The sequence below is a fragment of the Streptomyces sp. AP-93 genome, assembly GCF_022808175.1.
Taxonomy (GTDB): domain Bacteria; phylum Actinomycetota; class Actinomycetes; order Streptomycetales; family Streptomycetaceae; genus Streptomyces.
Map to the genome: position 1 here is coordinate 70,953 of NZ_JALGBX010000031.1, position 16,677 is coordinate 87,629.

Annotated in this window: 15 protein-coding genes and 1 pseudogene; 6 read left to right on the top strand and 10 right to left on the bottom strand. The window is 74.1% G+C overall.

The window, feature by feature from the left end; genetic code table 11:
• The first annotated feature begins 43 nt into the window (after positions 1-43).
• Both MTF69_RS36890 and MTF69_RS36895 read left to right on the top strand, forming a co-directional pair.
• Positions 44-631, top strand: a complete 588-nt coding sequence (locus tag MTF69_RS36890; protein WP_243340823.1) for a DoxX family protein — start codon at positions 44-46, stop codon at positions 629-631.
• An 82-nt stretch (positions 632-713) separates the two neighbouring features.
• On the top strand, positions 714-2,528 hold the full coding sequence (locus MTF69_RS36895; protein WP_243340825.1) for a glycoside hydrolase family 15 protein: 1,815 nt from the start codon (positions 714-716) through the stop codon (positions 2,526-2,528).
• Positions 2,529-2,565: 37 nt separating this feature from the next.
• On the opposite strand, the gene MTF69_RS36900 is transcribed toward MTF69_RS36895, so the two are convergent.
• From MTF69_RS36900 to dhaK, 9 genes and pseudogenes are all read right to left on the bottom strand, one after another.
• Entirely contained in the window at positions 2,566-3,102 is a 537-nt protein-coding gene (locus MTF69_RS36900; protein ID WP_243340827.1) for a rhodanese-like domain-containing protein, read from the bottom strand.
• A 130-nt stretch (positions 3,103-3,232) separates the two neighbouring features.
• The gene (locus MTF69_RS36905) at positions 3,233-4,135 is read right to left on the bottom strand and encodes an STM4011 family radical SAM protein (RefSeq protein ID WP_243340830.1); all 903 of its coding nucleotides are present in this window, start codon (positions 4,133-4,135) and stop codon (positions 3,233-3,235) included.
• Between the two features lie 32 nt (positions 4,136-4,167).
• Positions 4,168-5,496: an STM4012 family radical SAM protein gene (locus tag MTF69_RS36910; protein WP_374325120.1), complete on the bottom strand. Its 1,329-nt coding sequence runs from the start codon at positions 5,494-5,496 to the stop codon at positions 4,168-4,170.
• Between the two features lie 20 nt (positions 5,497-5,516).
• Positions 5,517-6,335 (bottom strand): STM4013/SEN3800 family hydrolase, encoded by an 819-nt coding sequence (locus MTF69_RS36915; protein WP_243340890.1) that lies wholly within the window; start codon positions 6,333-6,335, stop codon positions 5,517-5,519.
• A 1-nt stretch (position 6,336) separates the two neighbouring features.
• The gene (locus tag MTF69_RS36920; protein WP_374325123.1) at positions 6,337-7,518 is read right to left on the bottom strand and encodes an STM4014 family protein; all 1,182 of its coding nucleotides are present in this window, start codon (positions 7,516-7,518) and stop codon (positions 6,337-6,339) included.
• A 17-nt stretch (positions 7,519-7,535) separates the two neighbouring features.
• A complete protein-coding gene (locus MTF69_RS36925) occupies positions 7,536-8,492 on the bottom strand; it encodes an STM4015 family protein (RefSeq protein WP_243340834.1) in 957 nt (318 codons plus the stop codon).
• 217 nt (positions 8,493-8,709) lie between these two features.
• Complete coding sequence (locus tag MTF69_RS36930) at positions 8,710-9,240, bottom strand: PTS-dependent dihydroxyacetone kinase phosphotransferase subunit DhaM (protein WP_243340896.1); 531 nt, start codon at positions 9,238-9,240, stop codon at positions 8,710-8,712.
• Positions 9,229-9,921 (bottom strand): annotated as a pseudogene (gene dhaL / locus MTF69_RS36935) (dihydroxyacetone kinase subunit DhaL); the annotation flags it as partial. The gene MTF69_RS36930 and the pseudogene dhaL, both read right to left, overlap by 12 nt.
• A gap of 50 nt (positions 9,922-9,971) precedes the next feature.
• Positions 9,972-10,991 (bottom strand): dihydroxyacetone kinase subunit DhaK, encoded by a 1,020-nt coding sequence (gene dhaK, locus MTF69_RS36940; protein ID WP_243340836.1) that lies wholly within the window; start codon positions 10,989-10,991, stop codon positions 9,972-9,974.
• 302 nt (positions 10,992-11,293) lie between these two features.
• Between dhaK and MTF69_RS36945 the strand changes: the two genes are divergently transcribed.
• On the top strand, positions 11,294-12,406 hold the full coding sequence (locus tag MTF69_RS36945) for a glycerol dehydrogenase (protein WP_243340838.1): 1,113 nt from the start codon (positions 11,294-11,296) through the stop codon (positions 12,404-12,406).
• Positions 12,407-12,449: 43 nt separating this feature from the next.
• Here the strand turns inward: MTF69_RS36945 and MTF69_RS36950 are convergent, their stop codons facing one another.
• A complete protein-coding gene (locus tag MTF69_RS36950) occupies positions 12,450-14,846 on the bottom strand; it encodes a SpoIIE family protein phosphatase (RefSeq protein ID WP_243340840.1) in 2,397 nt (798 codons plus the stop codon).
• 173 nt (positions 14,847-15,019) lie between these two features.
• Between MTF69_RS36950 and MTF69_RS36955 the strand changes: the two genes are divergently transcribed.
• From MTF69_RS36955 to MTF69_RS36965, 3 genes are all read left to right on the top strand, one after another.
• The gene (locus tag MTF69_RS36955; protein ID WP_243340842.1) at positions 15,020-15,430 is read left to right on the top strand and encodes a methylglyoxal synthase; all 411 of its coding nucleotides are present in this window, start codon (positions 15,020-15,022) and stop codon (positions 15,428-15,430) included.
• Positions 15,431-15,568: 138 nt separating this feature from the next.
• A complete protein-coding gene (locus tag MTF69_RS36960) occupies positions 15,569-15,796 on the top strand; it encodes a FeoA family protein (protein WP_243340843.1) in 228 nt (75 codons plus the stop codon).
• Positions 15,793-16,677 (top strand): FeoB small GTPase domain-containing protein (locus MTF69_RS36965; protein ID WP_243340845.1); only part of this gene is annotated, 885 nt, incomplete at its 3' end. The genes MTF69_RS36960 and MTF69_RS36965, both read left to right, overlap by 4 nt.

The window sequence follows — 16,677 nt, forward strand, 5'->3', positions numbered from 1 at the left end:
TTGAACGACATCCCCTCGGGCCGCCCGACCGGAAGGACCTCCCATGCCCAGCCCCGTGACCAGCTCGTCCCCCACCACGCCGAAGCCGCGGGCCGGCGAACCCGCCGCCCCCCTCGCGCGCCCCTCGGGCGCCCCGGCCCCGTCCACCCCCGCCCACGACGTCGGCCTGCTCCTCCTGCGCGTGGTCCTCGGCCTGACCATGGCCGCCCACGGCGCCCAGAAGCTCTTCGGCTGGTTCGGCGGCGGCGGCATCAGCGGCACCGGCCAGTTCTTCACCGCCAGCGGCTACCCCGCGGGTGACGCCATGGCGGTACTCGCCGGGCTGACCGAGACCCTCGGCGGACTCGGCCTCGTCCTCGGGCTGCTCACCCCGCTGGCGGGCGCCGCCCTGGTCGGCACCATGATCAACGCGATCGCCGTGCACGGCGCCGGCTCCTTCTTCGCCCCGCAGGGCGTCGAGTACGAGCTCCTGCTCACCGCCGGCGCCGCCGCCCTCGCGCTCACCGGCCCCGGCCGGTACGCCGCCGACCGCTTCCTGCCCGTCCTGCGGGGCCACCGCCTCGCCCACGGCGCCCTCGCGGTCGGCCTCGGCGTCGTGACCGCGGGCGTGCTGCTCCTCGTACGGAACTGAGCCGTCGGGGCGGGCGGCTCGGCGCGGCGCGGGGACCCGTACGGGCTGATTGAGTGCGGGCATTCGGGGGAAAGTGCCCTAAATGACACAACCCATCGAAGACTACGCACTCATCGGCGACCTGATGACCAGTGGGCTGGTCGGCCGCGACGGGTCCATCGACTGGCTGTGCCTGCCGCGCTTCGACTCGGCCGCCTGTTTCGCCGCCCTCCTCGGCGACGAGGAGAACGGCCACTGGCGCATCGCCCCGGCCGCCGCCCCCGCTACCGCACGCTGCACCCGCCGGGCCTACGTCGACGGCACGCTCGTCCTCGAATCCTTCTGGGAGACCGAGGACGGCGCCTCGTTCAAGGTGATCGACTTCATGCCGCAGCGCGACACCGCGCCCGACCTGATGCGGATCGTCGAAGGCCTCGGCGGCGAATCGACCGTGAGCAGCACCCTGCGCCTGCGCTTCGACTACGGGCACATCGTGCCGTGGGTCCGGCGCGCCGGCAACCGCGAGGGCGACCGGGTCGCCGTCGCCGGACCCGACGCCGCGTGGCTGCGCAGCGAACCCTCCGTGCACACGTGGGGCGAGGGCATGAGCACTCGCTCCGAGTTCACGGTCGCCGCCGGCGAGCGCGTCGCCTTCGTGCTCACCTGGCACCCCTCGCACGAACCGCGCCCCGAGAACCTGGACCCGTACGCCGCCCTGGAGCAGAGCCTGGCCGACTGGCGGGAATGGACCGCTCAGTGCACCTACGAGGGCCCGTACCGGGAAGCGGTGGTCCGCTCCCTGATCACCCTCAAGGCCCTCACCTACGCCCCGACCGGCGGCATCGCCGCCGCCGCGACCACCTCCCTGCCGGAGGAGCTCGGCGGCGTCCGGAACTGGGACTACCGCTACTGCTGGCTGCGCGACTCCACCCTCACCCTCGGCTCCCTGCTGGCCACCGGCTACCTCGACGAGGCCCGCGCCTGGCGGGAGTGGCTGCTGCGGGCCATCGCGGGAGACCCGGCCGACCTGCAGATCATGTACGGGATCGGCGGCGAGCGGCGCATCCCGGAGAGTGAGCTGCCCTGGCTGAAGGGGTACGCGGCCTCCGTGCCGGTCCGGGTCGGCAACGCCGCCGTCGACCAGCTCCAGCTCGACGTGTACGGGGAGGTCCTCGACTCCCTCTACGTGGCCCGCTCCGCCGGACTCCCCGCCGAGTGGCACTCCTGGAGGATCCAGCTCGCGCTCCTCGACTTCCTGGAGCAGAACTGGCACCGCCCCGACGAGGGACTGTGGGAAGTGCGCGGCCCGCGCCGCCACTTCACGCACTCCAAGGTGATGGCGTGGGTCGCCGCCGACCGGGCCGTGCGCACCCTCGAACTCAACCCCAAACTGCCCGGCGACGTGCACCGCTGGCGCGCCATGAGGGAGGCGGTCCACCGCGACGTCTGCGAGAACGCCTACGACGCGGAGCGGCGCACCTTCACCCAGTACTACGGCTCCCGCGAGCTGGACGCCGCCACCCTCCTCATCCCGCGCGTCGGCTTCCTGCCGTCCGACGACCCCCGTGTCATCGGCACGGTCGACGCGGTGCGCGAGGAACTGGGCCGCAGCGGCCTGGTCCGCCGCTACAGCACCGAGGGGCTCTCGGTGGACGGCCTGCCCGGCGACGAAGGAGCCTTCCTCGCCTGCTCGTTCTGGCTCACCGACGCCCTGCACCTGACCGGGCGGGAGAAGGAGGCGAGGGAGCTCTTCGACCGCCTGCTGGCCGTACGCAACGACGTGGGACTCCTCGCCGAGGAGTACGACCCCGTATCGGGACGCCAACTCGGCAACTTCCCCCAGGCGTTCAGTCACGTCGGCCTGGTGAACACCGCGCTCACCCTGGGCGGGGGCAGCCTGGCGGCGGGCCAGGTGTAAGGTCCGGGCCCGCCGGCCGGGCCGGGCGCAGCGCCCCCTACCGGCGGCGGTTGAAGGGCAGCCGGCCGAGCACCACGGCCATGCCGCAGGTGTCCGTGAGGGCGGAGAACACCAGCCCGGCCGCGACCCCGGCGCTGAGCAGCGCGAACGCCGGGTGCACCAGCAGACCGAGGAACAGGCCGAGGAGGACGAGCGCGCCCGCGGTGAACCGGACCTGACGCTCCATGGCCCATACCCGGCGGGGACCTTGGTCCGGGTAGTCGAGCGGATGCCCGTGCGCCGCCCAGGAGGTGGTGCCGCCGGTCAGGCTGGTGGCCGCGATGCCGTGCCCGGCCAGGGTCCGGGCCGCGTTTTCCGAGCGGGTCCCCGAGGCGCACACCAGCAGCAGTTCCTGCTCCTCCGCGGCCCGGCGCAGCTCGGGCAGGGAGCGGCCGATCCGGTCGAGGGGGATGTTCAGCGCGCCGGGGAGGTGGCCGGAGGCGTACTCGCCCGGGGTGCGGACATCGACGATCCGGAACTCGGCGTGACGGGCGTGGGCCTGGCTGACGTCGAGGAGGGCGGGGCTGCGGCTCATGGCGATCGGGCTCCTTCGAGAGGCGGGGACCGTGACGGCCATGGCGCGGAGCATAGGCGAAGGGGCGGAGCCGGCGAGACACCCGTTCCACCATTCGGGACACCAGTACGCGAAGAGGAGGGCGACCGTGTCACGGGAGGGTGGAGGTGACCGGTATGACCGGCAGGCCCATACGGACCGCGCCGGGGGCGGGAGCCGCCGGGATCCGCTCCAGGACGCCGCCCGCGAAGACGTCGTAGAGCGGGAGCGTCTCCAGGTGGACATAGCCGATGTGGCAGTCGCAGACCGCGAGGGGGCAGGCACGCGGGCGCAGGGCGGCCCGGTAGGAGCCGTCGTAGAGGTTGCCCAGCTCCGCCTTGACGAAGTGGCAGCGGCGGACCGTGCCGGCGCCGTCCACCGAGATCACCGAGGCGCCCGTGCGGCAGGGCAGACCCGCCGAGCGGTGCGGGTGGCGGCTGAACGGGAAGAGCGGGTCCAGGGCGGTCCAGTCGGCCGCCTCCGGGTCGGTGTACGCGTGCCCCTCCGCCGCGTTGACCCACAGGTACACCTCGGGCGGCAGCGCGGTGCGCAGCCGGCGGGCCTCCGCGAGGTGTTCCGGCAGGCCGACCACGCCCACGCTGAACCGCACCCCGGCGGCGGCCAGTTCCCGGCACTTGCCCAGGAACCGGTCGTACGGGGTCTGGCCCGGGTGGTACGTGCACCAGAGCGCGAGCGTGTCCCGGTCGGCCTCGGCGGTCCAGCCGGTGCGGCCGCTCAGGTTGGTCTGGATCGCGACCCGGCGCACCTGCGGCAGGTGTGACAGCTCCACCAGGGCGCGCCGGTACCAGGAGCGGACCAGGCCCTCGCCCCACGGGGTGAACAGGACGGACAGCCGGTCGCCGGTGTTCCCGGCGGCCCAGCCGGCGAACCGTTCCAGGGCGGCCCGGTCGGCCGTCAGCAGCTCCCGGCTGTCCCGCCGCTTGGCGAACGGGCAGTAGGGACAGTCGTAGTCGCAGGAGGACAGCGGGCCCCGGTAGAGGACCGTCAGGTCCATCGAGGCAGCCTCGCTCCGCGCCCCGGCCCCAGTCACTTGCGCGTGTACGCGGCCATCGTGGCCCGTACCTCCGCCGAGAACAGCGCCGGGCCCGCCGCGTCCGAGTGCGCCAGCCCCTCCGGGGTCAGCCGCAGCAGCTCCGCGTCGTCCACGAGCCAGCCGCGCTCCGCGAAGGCCGCCAGCTCCGTGGGGAAGTCCTCCCACGGACCGCTCCCGAACCGCTCACGGTACTCGCCCACCGGCATCCCGCGCGCCTGGAGCAGGGACTGCAGCAGGTGTCGGCGCCGGGCCTCCTGCGCGTCGATCCGGCGGCCGTGCCCGGCCCGTGCGAAGTCCTCCTCGGGCCGGCTCACGTAGTCGTCGACGATGCCGCGGATCTCGCTCATGCCGACCGCGTAGTCGAAGGAGTAGTGCAGTTCGGCCGTGTAGGAGCGGGCCCCGCAGCCGAGGCCGATCATGCCGTCGGTCTGGCAGGCGTGGTCGTCCGCGCCCTCCGCGGGCGCGTCCGCCCGGCGGAACATCCGCATCGACACCTGCTCGTACCCGGCGGCAAGCAGGTGGTCGCGCCCGGCCCGGTACAGCCGCAGTCTCTGCTCGTCCCACCCGGTGGAGGAGGAATCGGCGGGCCTGCGTCCCAGGCCCGTCAGGGGGCGCACGTACAGCGGGTAGAGGTAGAGCTCCTCCGGGCGCCAGGCGAGGGCCGCGTCCAGCGAGTAGCGCCAGCTCTCCTCCGTCTGCCCGTCGATGCCGTAGATCAAGTCGATGTTCAGGACCGGTATCGCCGCGTCCCGGACCCGCGCCAGCGCCGCCTCCACGTCCGCCCGCTTCTGCGGACGCACGGCGGAACGCGCCTCGGCGGGCACGAAGCTCTGCACGCCCAGGCTGAGCCGGGTCGTACCCCGGTCGGCCAGCACGGCGAGCCGGTCCGCCGTCGCCGTGGCCGGCGAGGCCTCCACGGACAGCGGCACCGCCCGCAGATCGGCGCCCGCGCTCTTCTCCGCGATGTCGCAGAGCCGCTCCAGCTCGGACGCCGTCAGGAAGGTCGGCGTCCCGCCGCCGAAGGCGGCCGCCGCGAACCGCACGGGCTCCTCGTCGCCGAGCGCGCCCCGGACCGCCCTCGCCTGCCGCTCCAGCGCGTCGAGATAGGCCGTGGTCAGACCCTCCGGCGCGCCGATGCGGGTGAAGAGGTTGCAGAACCCGCAGCGCACCTCGCAGAAGGGAATGTGGAGGTAGAGGGAAAGGGCGTCCTTGGGCTGCCGTGCCCACTCCCCGCTCAGCTCGGCGGGCTCGGGCAGCTCGCGGTAGGCCGTCTTGTGCGGGTAGGCGTACACGTAACTCTCGTACGGAGTCGATGGGTTCATCGGAAGGTCCCTCGGAAGGCTCATCGGGGTCCGGGCTCCTCGTGGTTCAGGTGGAACTGTGCGTACGGGACCGTCCAGACCGCCTCGTGGGCGAGCCGGTGCCCCGTGTACCCGTCGTCCCCGTACGTGGTCCCGTGGTCGGAGCAGACGATCGCGAAGCAGCGGCGCCGCGACCGCATCGCGTCGAAGAGCCGCCCGATGTGCCGGTCGACGTACTCCAGTGCGGCCGCGTGCGTCTCCCACGAGTCGCCGTCCGCCGCGGTCGCCCCGGGGGAGTGGAACCAGTTGGGCTGGTGCATCGCCGACACGTTCAGGAAGAGGAACAGCCGCCGGTCCTGCGGCAGTCCGGCCACGACCTGCTCGGCGCGGGACACCTGGGCCTCGAAGGAGGTCGGCGACGCCACCCCGAACTCCGGTTCCCAGTGCGACTCCTGGAACATTCCGGGCAGTACGGAGCCCAGCGCGGCCGCCTTGTTGAAGAAGCCGACGCCTCCCACGCACACGGTCCGGTAGCCCGCCCCGGCCAGCCCCGACACCAGATCCGCAGTGTCGAAGACCCAGGTGCGCCCGGCGGTGGTCTCACTGCCCGGGAAGCGGGCGGCGAACAGCCGCGCATGCGGGCCGGGGCCGTCGGGGGTGGGCAGGAAGCCCGCGAACATGGCCTGGTGGGAGGCGTAGGTGAAACTCCCCGGCGCGTGCCGCCGCTCCCACACCCCGCCGGGCAGGTGCGCGGCCAGGTTCGGGATCCGTCCCTCGGCGGCCAGCCGCGCGGCCACGTCGTGGCGCAGCGTGTCGAGGGTGACGAGCAGCAGGTCGTCGCGGCCGACGACCTCGTTCATGTCAGGGGCGGGCGGGGGCATGGGCATGCTGCTGTTCCTGTCGTACGGCGGCCACTTGGGCCGTGTAGGTGTCCTGGCCCTCGGCGGGCGAGCCGGGCAGTCCCGTCAGCCGGGGCAGCAGGTCCCCGAAGGCGTTGACCTCGCCCACGGCGAAGCTCCGCCAGCCGAGGGCGGGCAGCAGATCGACCCCGACGCACAGCGTGCGCGGGAAGGCGGCCGCCGCACGCTCGCAGACGGCGAGCGCGTCCGTCTCCCAGTGGCCGCCCGCCGCCGTCACGGCGGCCACGGCCGCGCCGAGATCGCCGCGGGCGCCGCCGAGGTGCAGGTTCGTGAGCGGGCCGGCGGCCGTGCGGACCACCGCGTGGGTGGCCCGGCCGCCGATGACGACCACCCGCAGATCGGCCGAGCGCCCCTGCTGGGATGCCTTCGGCAGCCACCGCTCGATGTGCAGGCCGTCGGGGGCCAGGGCGTCGACGATGGCGCCGATCACCCGTTCGTCCTCGTACCGTCGCAGGCGCAGCGAGTTGTGCAGGGCCCCCGAAGGGGCCCGCTCCACGGAGGTGGTGGCGCGGATCCGTCCGCCCGCGCCCGTCTCCACCGCGAGCACCCCGGAGGCCGAGGAACCGTGCGCGAGCTTCACGAAGGCCCGGCGGTAGCCGGGGAGGGCGAGTAGCGCCCGGACCTCTTCCCAGCCGCGCACCGGTGCGCGGACGGCGTCCAGGCCCGAGGTCGGGGAGGCCGGCAGGGGAGTTCCGGCATCCGCCAGCACCCCGTGGCAGAGCCGCTTGTCGAACAGCACCCCGAGGTCGTCGGGGTCGCTCGACAGCGTGCCGCCGGCCGATCGCACGCCCTGCGCCACCGCGTGCACGGCCTCGGTGAACCGCCGGTACCAGCGTCCGGTGCCCTCGACCCGGGTGGTGTCGGCTGTCCCGCGCAGCAGCCGCTCCACCTCGGGGTCCTCGCCGGGCGAGTCGATCCGTACGCACTCGCCCGCCCGGAAGGCGGCCCGGCCGGTCAGGACGTCCCGCCACGGAACCACCCGCGCTTCCGGCAGGCCGGCGGCGCGCACGGCGTCCTGGAAGAGGGCGACCCGGCGGTTGCCCGGATTGCCGACGACGGCGAAGGACGCTGCCACGGACGCGGCGAAGGCCGGGCCGACGGCAGGGGCCACGGCAGGGTCCACGGCGGGAGCCGTACGGCTCACTCCGCGACCGCGATGTAGCGGTACTCGGTCTCGTCGTCCTCGTCTACGTCCGGGCTCTGCACGTCGCCGAGGTCGACCTCCACGCCGTGCGGGGCGAGCGCCGCGCAGAGCCGCTCCCGGAGCGGCTCGCTGACGTAGTGGTGGTGCAGGTCGAGCTTGGTGAGGTGGGTGAGCGGGCGGCCGGCCAGCAGCGCTTCGGCCCCCCGGTCGTCCAGGATCCCCATGGAGAGGTCCAGTACCTCGAGCCGCTCGACGACCGGAGCGGTGGCGAGCGCGGCGGCGACCTCGTTCTGGATCTCGCTGTTGCGCAGCGCGAGCCGGCGCAGGGACGGCAGCCGCTCGCCGGTCAGGAACGGCTCCAGATCGCCGGTCTCCGCGTCGCCGCCGTACTCGGGCGTGCCGAGCCACAGGTCGAGCTCGGTGAGCGCGGGCAGTTCGCTCGCGGCGACCCCGCGCACCACCTCCCGCGGCAGTCCGCCGGTCTCGACGCGGAGCACGCGCAGCGCCCCGTGGCTGACGGGCGGGAAGGCCAGGCCCTCGCCGCCGCGCACCCCGAACTCCTCCAGCGCGGGATACGCCCGCAGCAGCGGACCCACGTCCGACTGCTGGATCCAGGAGATCTCGCACTCCTCGAAGGTGATGTCACCGACGAACAGCGCCCGCAGCGCGGGGAACTGCGAGGCGGCCCCGGCGAGCGTCCCGACGATCCCGGCGTTGGAGTCCTCGTACGCCTCGGACCAGCCGCCCACGATCAGGGCCCGCACCTGCCGGGTGTCCACGGCCCCGGTGAACCGGGCGAAGGCCTGCTCCCACTCCTCCTCGGCCCCGTACGTCTCCACCGAGATCCGCCAGGCCACGGCGCCCGGCTCGGGCAGCGCGCGGGTGTCCTTGAGCCCCGGGAAGTCGAAGACGGGCAGGCCGCCGAGCTCGCTCAGGTGGGTCCCGATGGTCATGTGCGCTGCTCCTGACGGTATGGCGGGTGGTGGAACCCGGCCGTGCGTGCGTGTCGTCCGACGACAGTTCTACCAAGCCCCACCGACAGCCCCCGCGGCCGGCGGCCGACCCCGGCCGGGCCGCCTCGGCCACCCCTTCCACCCCCGGATTTCCACGCACGGAAAGCCGGTGGGCGGCGCTCCCGGGGGAGGGCCGCCCACCGGCTTCCGGTGCCGGTCAGCGCTTGCGGTAGCCGCGCGCGTCCTCGGCGGCGGCCAGGACGGCATCGAGGTCACCGCCGATCGCCGAGGTCAGCGTGATGGCCACGGCGCCCTCCAGGAAGGGCGCGTCCACGATCCGTGCGCCTTCGGGCAGTTGCGAGGGCTCCTCGCCGAGCAGGGCGTTCACCGTCAGCACCGCACTGCCCATGTCACACAGCACGGCCACGCCCCGGCCCTCGTCCACCGACCGGGCGGCGGCCGTGATCAGCTCCGCGCTGGTGCCGATCCCGCCGTCGGGGGTGCCGCCCGCCACCGCCAGCGGAGCCGGCTCGACCGAGCCGAGCAGCGCGCCCGCCAGCGCGGCCACGGACTCCGCGACCGCCTTGCTGTGCGAGACGAGCACGATGCCGACGCGGCCGGTACGGGTCTTCGGCGCCTGCCGCTCCACCGGCTCCTCGGCGACGGCCGGCTCCTCGACGGTGCCAGGCTCCACGGGGACGAGAGGTGTCGCCTCGGGCGCGTCCACCGCGGCGCGCAGCGCCTCCATGAGCAGGGCCACGGAGTTGGCCCCGGCGTCCTGGTGGCCGATGCTGCGCTCGCCGAGGTAACTGGCCCGGCCCTTGCGGGCTTCGAGCGGCTCGGTGGCGTCGGCGCCCGCGCGGGCCGCCCGTACGGCCTCGTCCAGGGCCTCGCGCAGCGGCCGGTCCGCCTCGGCGGCTTCGGCCAGCGCCGTCACCGCGGGAGCCAGGGCGTCCACCAGGGTGGCATCGCCGAGCTCGGCGCCGCCCAGCTTCTGCACCGACTTCAGCCCGGCCCCGAGCGCGGCCCCCAGCTCCGCCACGGTCGGCGACCCGGCGTCGCCGAGCACCTTGCCCGTGCGGCGCAGCGCGGTGCCGAACAGCGGGCCGGAGGCGCCGCCCACGGTGTTCGTCAGGGTGGTGCCGGCCAGCGTCAGCAGCGCCCCCGGGGTGGCGGGCCGGTGCTCGGCCACGGCCGCGCCGACGGCGCCGAAGCCCCGTACGAGATTGGCCCCGTGGTCCCCGTCGCCGATGACCGCGTCCAGCTCGGTGAGGCGCGCGCTGTCCCGCCGTACGAGCCGGTTGGTCTCGGCGATCCAGCGGCGGAAGTAGGCGGTGTCCAGCGCCGTGTCCAGCGCCGTGTCCTGCGCGGGGGCCTGGGCGGCGGGCGGGGTCGTGGAGGTCGTCGGGGTGGCGGGCGTGGCGGTCATGGGAGATGGCTCCTGGAGAGTGTCAGGCGAGAGGGGAAGAGCGGGCGGGGTCAGCAGCCCCAGCGCAGGGACGGGGTGTCCACCGGGGCGTCCCACAGGCGCAGCAGCTCCTCGTCGGCGCGGCACAGGGTGAGGGTGCAGCCGGCCATGTCCAGGCTGGTGACGTAGTTGCCGACGAGGGAGCGGGCCACGGTGATCCCGCGCTCGCCGAGCACCCGCTCGACCTCCGCGCGCATGATGTACAGCTCCACGGGCGGGGTCCCGCCCAGGCCGTTGACGAGGAGGATGACGGGGGCGCCGGCCGCCTCCGGGAGGTCGTCGAGGACGGCGTCGAGCATCGCCTCGGCGGTCTCGGCGGCCGTCATGATCTTCCGGCGCTCACGGCCGGGCTCGCCGTGGATGCCGATGCCCAGCTCGATCTCGTCCTCGCCGAGCGTGAAGTTGGGGCTGCCCTTGGCGGGGGTGGTGCAGGAGGTCAGGGCGACGCCGTAACTGCGCGCGTTCGCATTGACCTTGCGGGCGACCGCGGCCACCTCGGCGAGCGGAGCGCCCTCCTCGGCGAGCGCGCCCGCGATCTTCTCCACGAACAGGGTGGCGCCGGTGCCGCGGCGGCCCGGTCCGTGCTCGGTCCGGGCCACGGCCACGTCGTCGTCCACGACGACCTGCTCGACCTTGACGCCCTCGTCCTCGCAGTCCTCTGCCGCCATCGTGAAGTTGAGGATGTCGCCCGTGTAGTTCTTCACGATGTGCAGGACGCCGGCACCCGCGTCGACCGCACAGGTGGCAGCCGCGATGTTGTCCGGCACCGGGGAGGTGAACACCGGGCCGGCCACGGCCGCCGCCAGCATGCCGCGCCCGACGAACCCGGCGTGCAGCGGCTCGTGCCCGCTGCCGCCGCCCGACAGCAGCGCGACCTTCCCGGCCGGCTCCCCGGCCGGCCCCCCGGCCGCTCCGGCGGCCCGCGTGACGATGCCCTTCTCCGCCTCGACGCAGAGCCCCGGGTGCGCGGCGGCCATTCCGCGCAGTGCGTCGGCGACGACACTCTCGGGTGAATTGATGAGCTTCTTCACGGGGGCCTCTTTCCTGGAAAGGGGAACGCGGAACGGGGGAACTCGGCACGCCGGTCCGGTGTGGAAAGTGGAATTGCGGGACGGTATTAAGCCGGCACCGTCGCCGATCCGCCACCGGTTCCGGGGCACTTGGCTGGAACTTTACTCTGGTGAACCTGCGGAACAGCTCGGGTCCTTGGTCCCGGATCTGGGCGCGGAAGGGCCCGTTCGCAAGGGGGACCGTGCATATCTCGGACGCGGCCGGAATCCGTGATAGGGATGAATAAGCAAGCGCAAATGAATTCGCAATGAGGAGGATTCACGTGAAGACCGTCGGTACGCGCATGATGATCAGCCCGCCCAAGTACGTGCAGGGCGCGGGGGCGATGAACGACCTGGGCGAGCACACGGCCCGCCTCGGGACGAACGCCGTGGTCCTCGCGGACAAGGGTGTGTGGGGCTTCGTGGACACGGCCGTCACCGCTTCCCTTTCCGGGGCCGGGGTCAAGCTGACCAAGGAGGTCTTCGGCGGGCTCTGCACCCAGAAGGAGATCGACCGGGTCGCCGCGGCCGCCCAGGCCGTCGGCGCGGACGTCATCATCGGCATCGGCGGCGGCACCGCCATCGACACCGCGAAGGCCGTGGGCCACGCCCTCGGCGACATCGCCGTCGTGTCCGCGCCCACGGTGGCCTCCACCGACGCGCCGACCAGTGCGCTCGCCGTGATCTACACCGAGGGCGGCGCCTTCGAGCGCTACTCCTTCTTCCAGCGCAACCCCAACCTGGTGCTCGTCGACACCGCGCTGGTCGCGGGTGCGCCGAGCCGTTTCATCGTCTCCGGCATGGGCGACGCGCTCGCCACCTGGTACGAGGCCCGGGTCTGCGTCGCAGCCAACCGGGTCGCCATGGCCGGCGGTCTCGCCACCGAGGCCTCCCTCGCGCTCGCCCGGCTGTGCTGGGAGACCCTCATGGAGTACGGGCCCCAGGCCCGGCTGGCCGCCGAGGCGCACGTGGTCACCCCGGCCCTGGAGAAGGTCACCGAGGCCAACACGCTGCTCTCCGGCCTCGGTTTCGAGTCCTGCGGCCTCGCCGCCGCGCACGGCATCCACAACGGGCTGACCGTCTCGCACAAGGTGCACGGCATGATGCACGGCGAGAAGGTCAACATCGGCACCCTCGCCCAGCTGGTCCTGGAAGGCGCCCCGACCGACGAGCTGGACACCTACCTGCGCTTCAGCCGCGCCGTCGGCCTGCCCACCACCCTCGCCGAGATCGGCCTCGGGGACCCGGACCGCGAGGAGCTCCTCGCCATCGGGCGCGCGGCCACCGCGGAGGGCGAGACCACGCACAACATGCCCTTCCCGGTGACCCCGGAGATGGTCGCCGACGCCCTGATCGCGGGCGACTCGTACGCCCGCGCCGACGCCAAGAGGTAGCGGCAGCGGGCAGGGCGCGGGCGGCTCACGGGCAGCCCGCGCCCTACGGGGCAGCCCGGTCCGCGTCCGCCCGGTCCGGGGTGACCACCTCCGGGGCGGACGTACGGGACGCCAGCAGCAGGGCGATGTCGTCCGGCCGGTCGGTGGAGTGCCCCGCCTCGGCGACGAGCCGGTCCGCCGTCTCGGTCAGCGGAGCCGGACCGGCCTCCGCCAGCGCGGCCCGCAGCCGCTCCACTCCCACGTCGATGTCCGTGCCCGGGATCTCCACCAGCCCGTCGGTGTACAGGGCGAGCACCGCCCCCGGCTCGATCCGCAGCCGGGTCACCGGATACACGGCTCCGGCGTCGATGCCGAGGACCATCCCGCCCGGCAGGTCCAGCACCTCCGTCCGGCCGCCCGGATGCCGCAGCAGTGGCTGGGGGTGCCCGGCCCGGACGGCGAGGGCGAGACCGGACCCCGGGTCGAGCAGGACGTAGCAACAGCTGGCGAACTGGCCCGGGTCGAGGTCGATGAGCAGCTCGTTCGTGCCGCGCATCACCTGCTCCGGCGTATTGCCGCCGAGCGTGAAAGCCCGTACGGCGCTGCGTAGTTGGCCCATCGTGGCCGCGGCCGCCACCCCGTGGCCCTGGACGTCGCCGATGACCAGCGCGAGCCGCCCGCCGCCCGCCTCGATGACGTCGTACCAGTCGCCGCCGACGTCCATCCCGGCGGTGCCGGGTAGGTACCGCGCCACCGTGGCCACGTTCTCGCGGACCGGCAGCCGGTGCGGGAGCAGCGCGGCCTGGAGCCCGCGGGCCAGCGCCGACTCGCTGTCGTAGCGCCGGGCCCGCTCCAGTGCCTGCGCGATCAGCCCGGCCAGCGCCGTGAGCACCGTACGCTCCTCCGGACTGAATCCGCGCGGGGCGTCGAAGCCGAGGATGCACGAGCCGACCGGGCGGCCGGAGGCGATCAGGGGGAGGAAGGCCCGGGCGCCGACATGGGCGTCCAGTTCGATCCCCGGGTAGGCGGCGGCGAGGTGCTGCATCGACTCGAAGAACAGCGGGCGGCCCGAGGTGAGGGTCTCCACCCCGGGCAGCCGGACGTCCAGCGAAACCCCGTCGAACCGGTCGAGGAAACCCTGCGGGAAACCGGTCTCCCACGCCAGGTGCAGGTGCCCCTCACCGAGCAGGTAGATCGCCAACTGCCGTCCGCCGAAGGCCGGGAGCAGCTCGTCGGTGACCACCATCGACACCTGGCGGGCCGTCACCGCCTCGGTCAGCGCGATCGCCAGCGCCACCGGCCGGTACAGGGCCGAAGCCCGGTCGGCGGGCGAACCGAGGCCCGGGGACCCGAGCCCCGCGCCGGGCCGCATCACCGACTCGGGCGCGTACGTGGGCGGTTCGGCTTCGGCGATGGTGACGGTGATCCCGTCGATCCCGGGATGCAGACCCACCGACAGCCACTGCGGGGAGGGTTCGGGTCCGCGCCGGGTGGCATGGAAGTGCACCGGGGCGGGGGCGAGGAACACGGCCCGGAAGTGGTCCTCGTAGGTGGGGTGTCCGAGCCAGGGCAGTGCCTCCCAGAGCATCCGCCCGGAGAGTTCCGCCCCGTCGGAGCCGAGCAGGGTGGTGGCGGCGGAGCGGGCGCGGGAGTTGGTGAAGCCGATCACGCCCTGCCGGTCCACGGACAGGACGGCCAGGTCGAGCCGGTCCACGGCGGCGCGGGCCCCGGAGCCGGGACTGTCCGCGGGGCTGCGGCCCGTGCGGCTGACGGTGGGGCTGACCGTGCGGCTGACGGGAGGGCCGCCCGCAGCACGGTCCGCCGCACCGCCCGCCGGACCCGGACCCGGACCCGGACCCGGACCCGGACCCGGACCCGGACCCGGACCCGGACCCGGACCCGGACCCGGACCGGGACCGGGACCGGGACCGGGACCGGGCAGGCACACCGGGTCGCCCTCCCAGGTCACCGCGGCCCCGCTCGCGGAGAGCGCGGCCAGCTCCCCGGCCAGCCGGGCGGCCACCGCGCGCAGCCGCTTCCGGTCGCCGGGCCCGACGGGGACCCCGGGGGTCGCGGGGCGCAGCACCACGAGGACGCCGTAGCGCTCGCGGCCGCGGGCCACGGGCTCGTAGAGCGAGCCGAAGGGGAACGGCAGCCCGGCCATCAGCTGGGGGAAGCGCCGCATCGCCGATTCCGCGTCGGGCAGGTGTACGGACTGGCCGGACCGGTAGGCCTCGGCGACGGGGTACGGGCGGTTCACGTGCATCCGCCACCAGGGGCGGAACAGCGGGCCCGGGATCCCGGTCAGGGCCGCCATCAGCAGCAGCCCCTCGGTGCCGGAGCGCAGGTAGACCCCGCCCGCGTACCCGCCGGCGGCCCCCACGGCATCGAGAGCGGCCCGCGCGAGCGCCTGGGCCGTGGCGTCGGTGACGGGGCCGCCGGTGTCCGGTCTCGCCGTCACCCCTCCAGAATGCGCTCGGGCCGGTGCTTCCGCACACCCCGCCGAGCCCTCCCCGCCGGTATCCCCGCCGGTATCCCCGCCCCATCCCGTCCGATGACCGGACGCGTCGCGCCGCCATTCGGAATTCCGTGCCCTGAATGGCGGAAGGGATCTTGCCGGGTTAGCGTCGGCTGATGATCGCTCTCGTGGCACATGACCAGAGAAAGAACGACCTACTGAATTGGGTGCGGCGCAATCACCGTGCGGTGACCCGGCACGGACTGGTGGGGACCAGTTCCACCGCACGGCTGCTCAGATCAGAACTCGGCTTGCAGATCAGGTCGGTTGAGTCCGGACCGCACGGCGGGGACCAGCAGATCGGCTCGATGGTCATTTCCGGCGACGTCACCTCGCTCGTATTCTTCTGGGACCCCCTGTGGGCCGCCCCGCACGTTCACGACGTACTCGCCCTCGTCCGCATTGCAGTGCTCCGCAATATCCCCGTCGCATTGAATCCGGCCAGCGCGGAGGCCATGTCCGAGGACGGATTCTCCTTCGACGGCCGGTCCGTCCGCCCGGTCGCGGCGGGCGCCGCATCCCGCTAGCCGTCCGCTCGTCCGATCGGCCGACGGCCGGGCGGGACCGGTGGGCTGAAAGTCCCTGCTGATCAGGGTCTTTGCCCGGCCGCCGACCCTCCTCGAACTGCTTAGGTTTGCCTTAGTGGATTCGAACAAGGAGGTCCGGTGCCGTCGCTCAACGACAGCCGTCCAGGGACGACCGTACGCATCACGGGGATCGATCCCGGTCGGGCCGGCGGGAGCCGGCGCCGGCTCCTGGAGTTCGGTTTCGTGCCGGGCGCGGACGTCACCGTGATCGCCCGGGGCGCCACCGGAGGCCTGCTCGTCGGGCTCGGGGACACCCGGGTCGCGCTGGACACCCATACCGCCGGCCGGCTGAGGTGCGCCGGATGAGCTGTCACGCCACCGGGGCCGGTGCGACCGCCACGGCGGAGCGGCGGGCCGGTACGCCGTTCGTCGCCCTCGTCGGCAACCCCAACGTCGGCAAGTCGACCCTCTTCAACGCCCTCACCGGCGCCCATCAGCGCGTCGGCAACTGGCCGGGCAAGACCGTCTCCGTCGCCCAGGGCGACTGGCGCACCTCGGGCGGCCGCCCGCTGCGCGTCGCGGACCTGCCCGGCTCCTACAGCCTGCTGCCCGACTCCCCGGACGAGGCGCTGGTCCGCGACGTGCTGACCGCGCCGCCGGGGGAGCGGCCAGACGCGGTGGTCTTCGCCCTCGACGCGGCCAACCCGGCCCGCAACCTGTACCTGCTCTCGCAGATCCTCGACACCGGCATCCCCGTCGTGGTCGCGCTCACCATGACCGACGTCGCCGCCCGGCGCGGAGCGCCCCCCGCCCCGGACGCGCTGGCCCGCGAGCTCGCGCTGCCCGTCGTACGGGTGGAAGGACGCTCCGGGACCGGGCTGGACCTGCTCGCCGAAGCGGTGGTTTCGGCCCTGGACGCCGTACCGCCACCCCAGGGGCGGACCTCCGCCTGGGCCACCGGCTCGCCCGTGGCGGCCGAACTGGCGGAACTGGCGGCGGAGGCCTCCGGGCTGACCCCGCATCCCGCCCGCTGGCTGGCCGTCAGCCTGCTCTGCGGGGAGCAGCCGCTCGGGGTCCCGGCGGCGCTGGCCGCGCGGGCCGGGGCGGCGGCGGACCGCCTCGCCGCGGCGGCGGCGGAGGCCGCCGGGGAGGGCGACACCTATTCCGACGCCGACGCCGACGCCGACGCCGACGCCGACGCCGACGCCGACGCCGACGCCGACGCCGACGCCGACGCCGACGCCGAC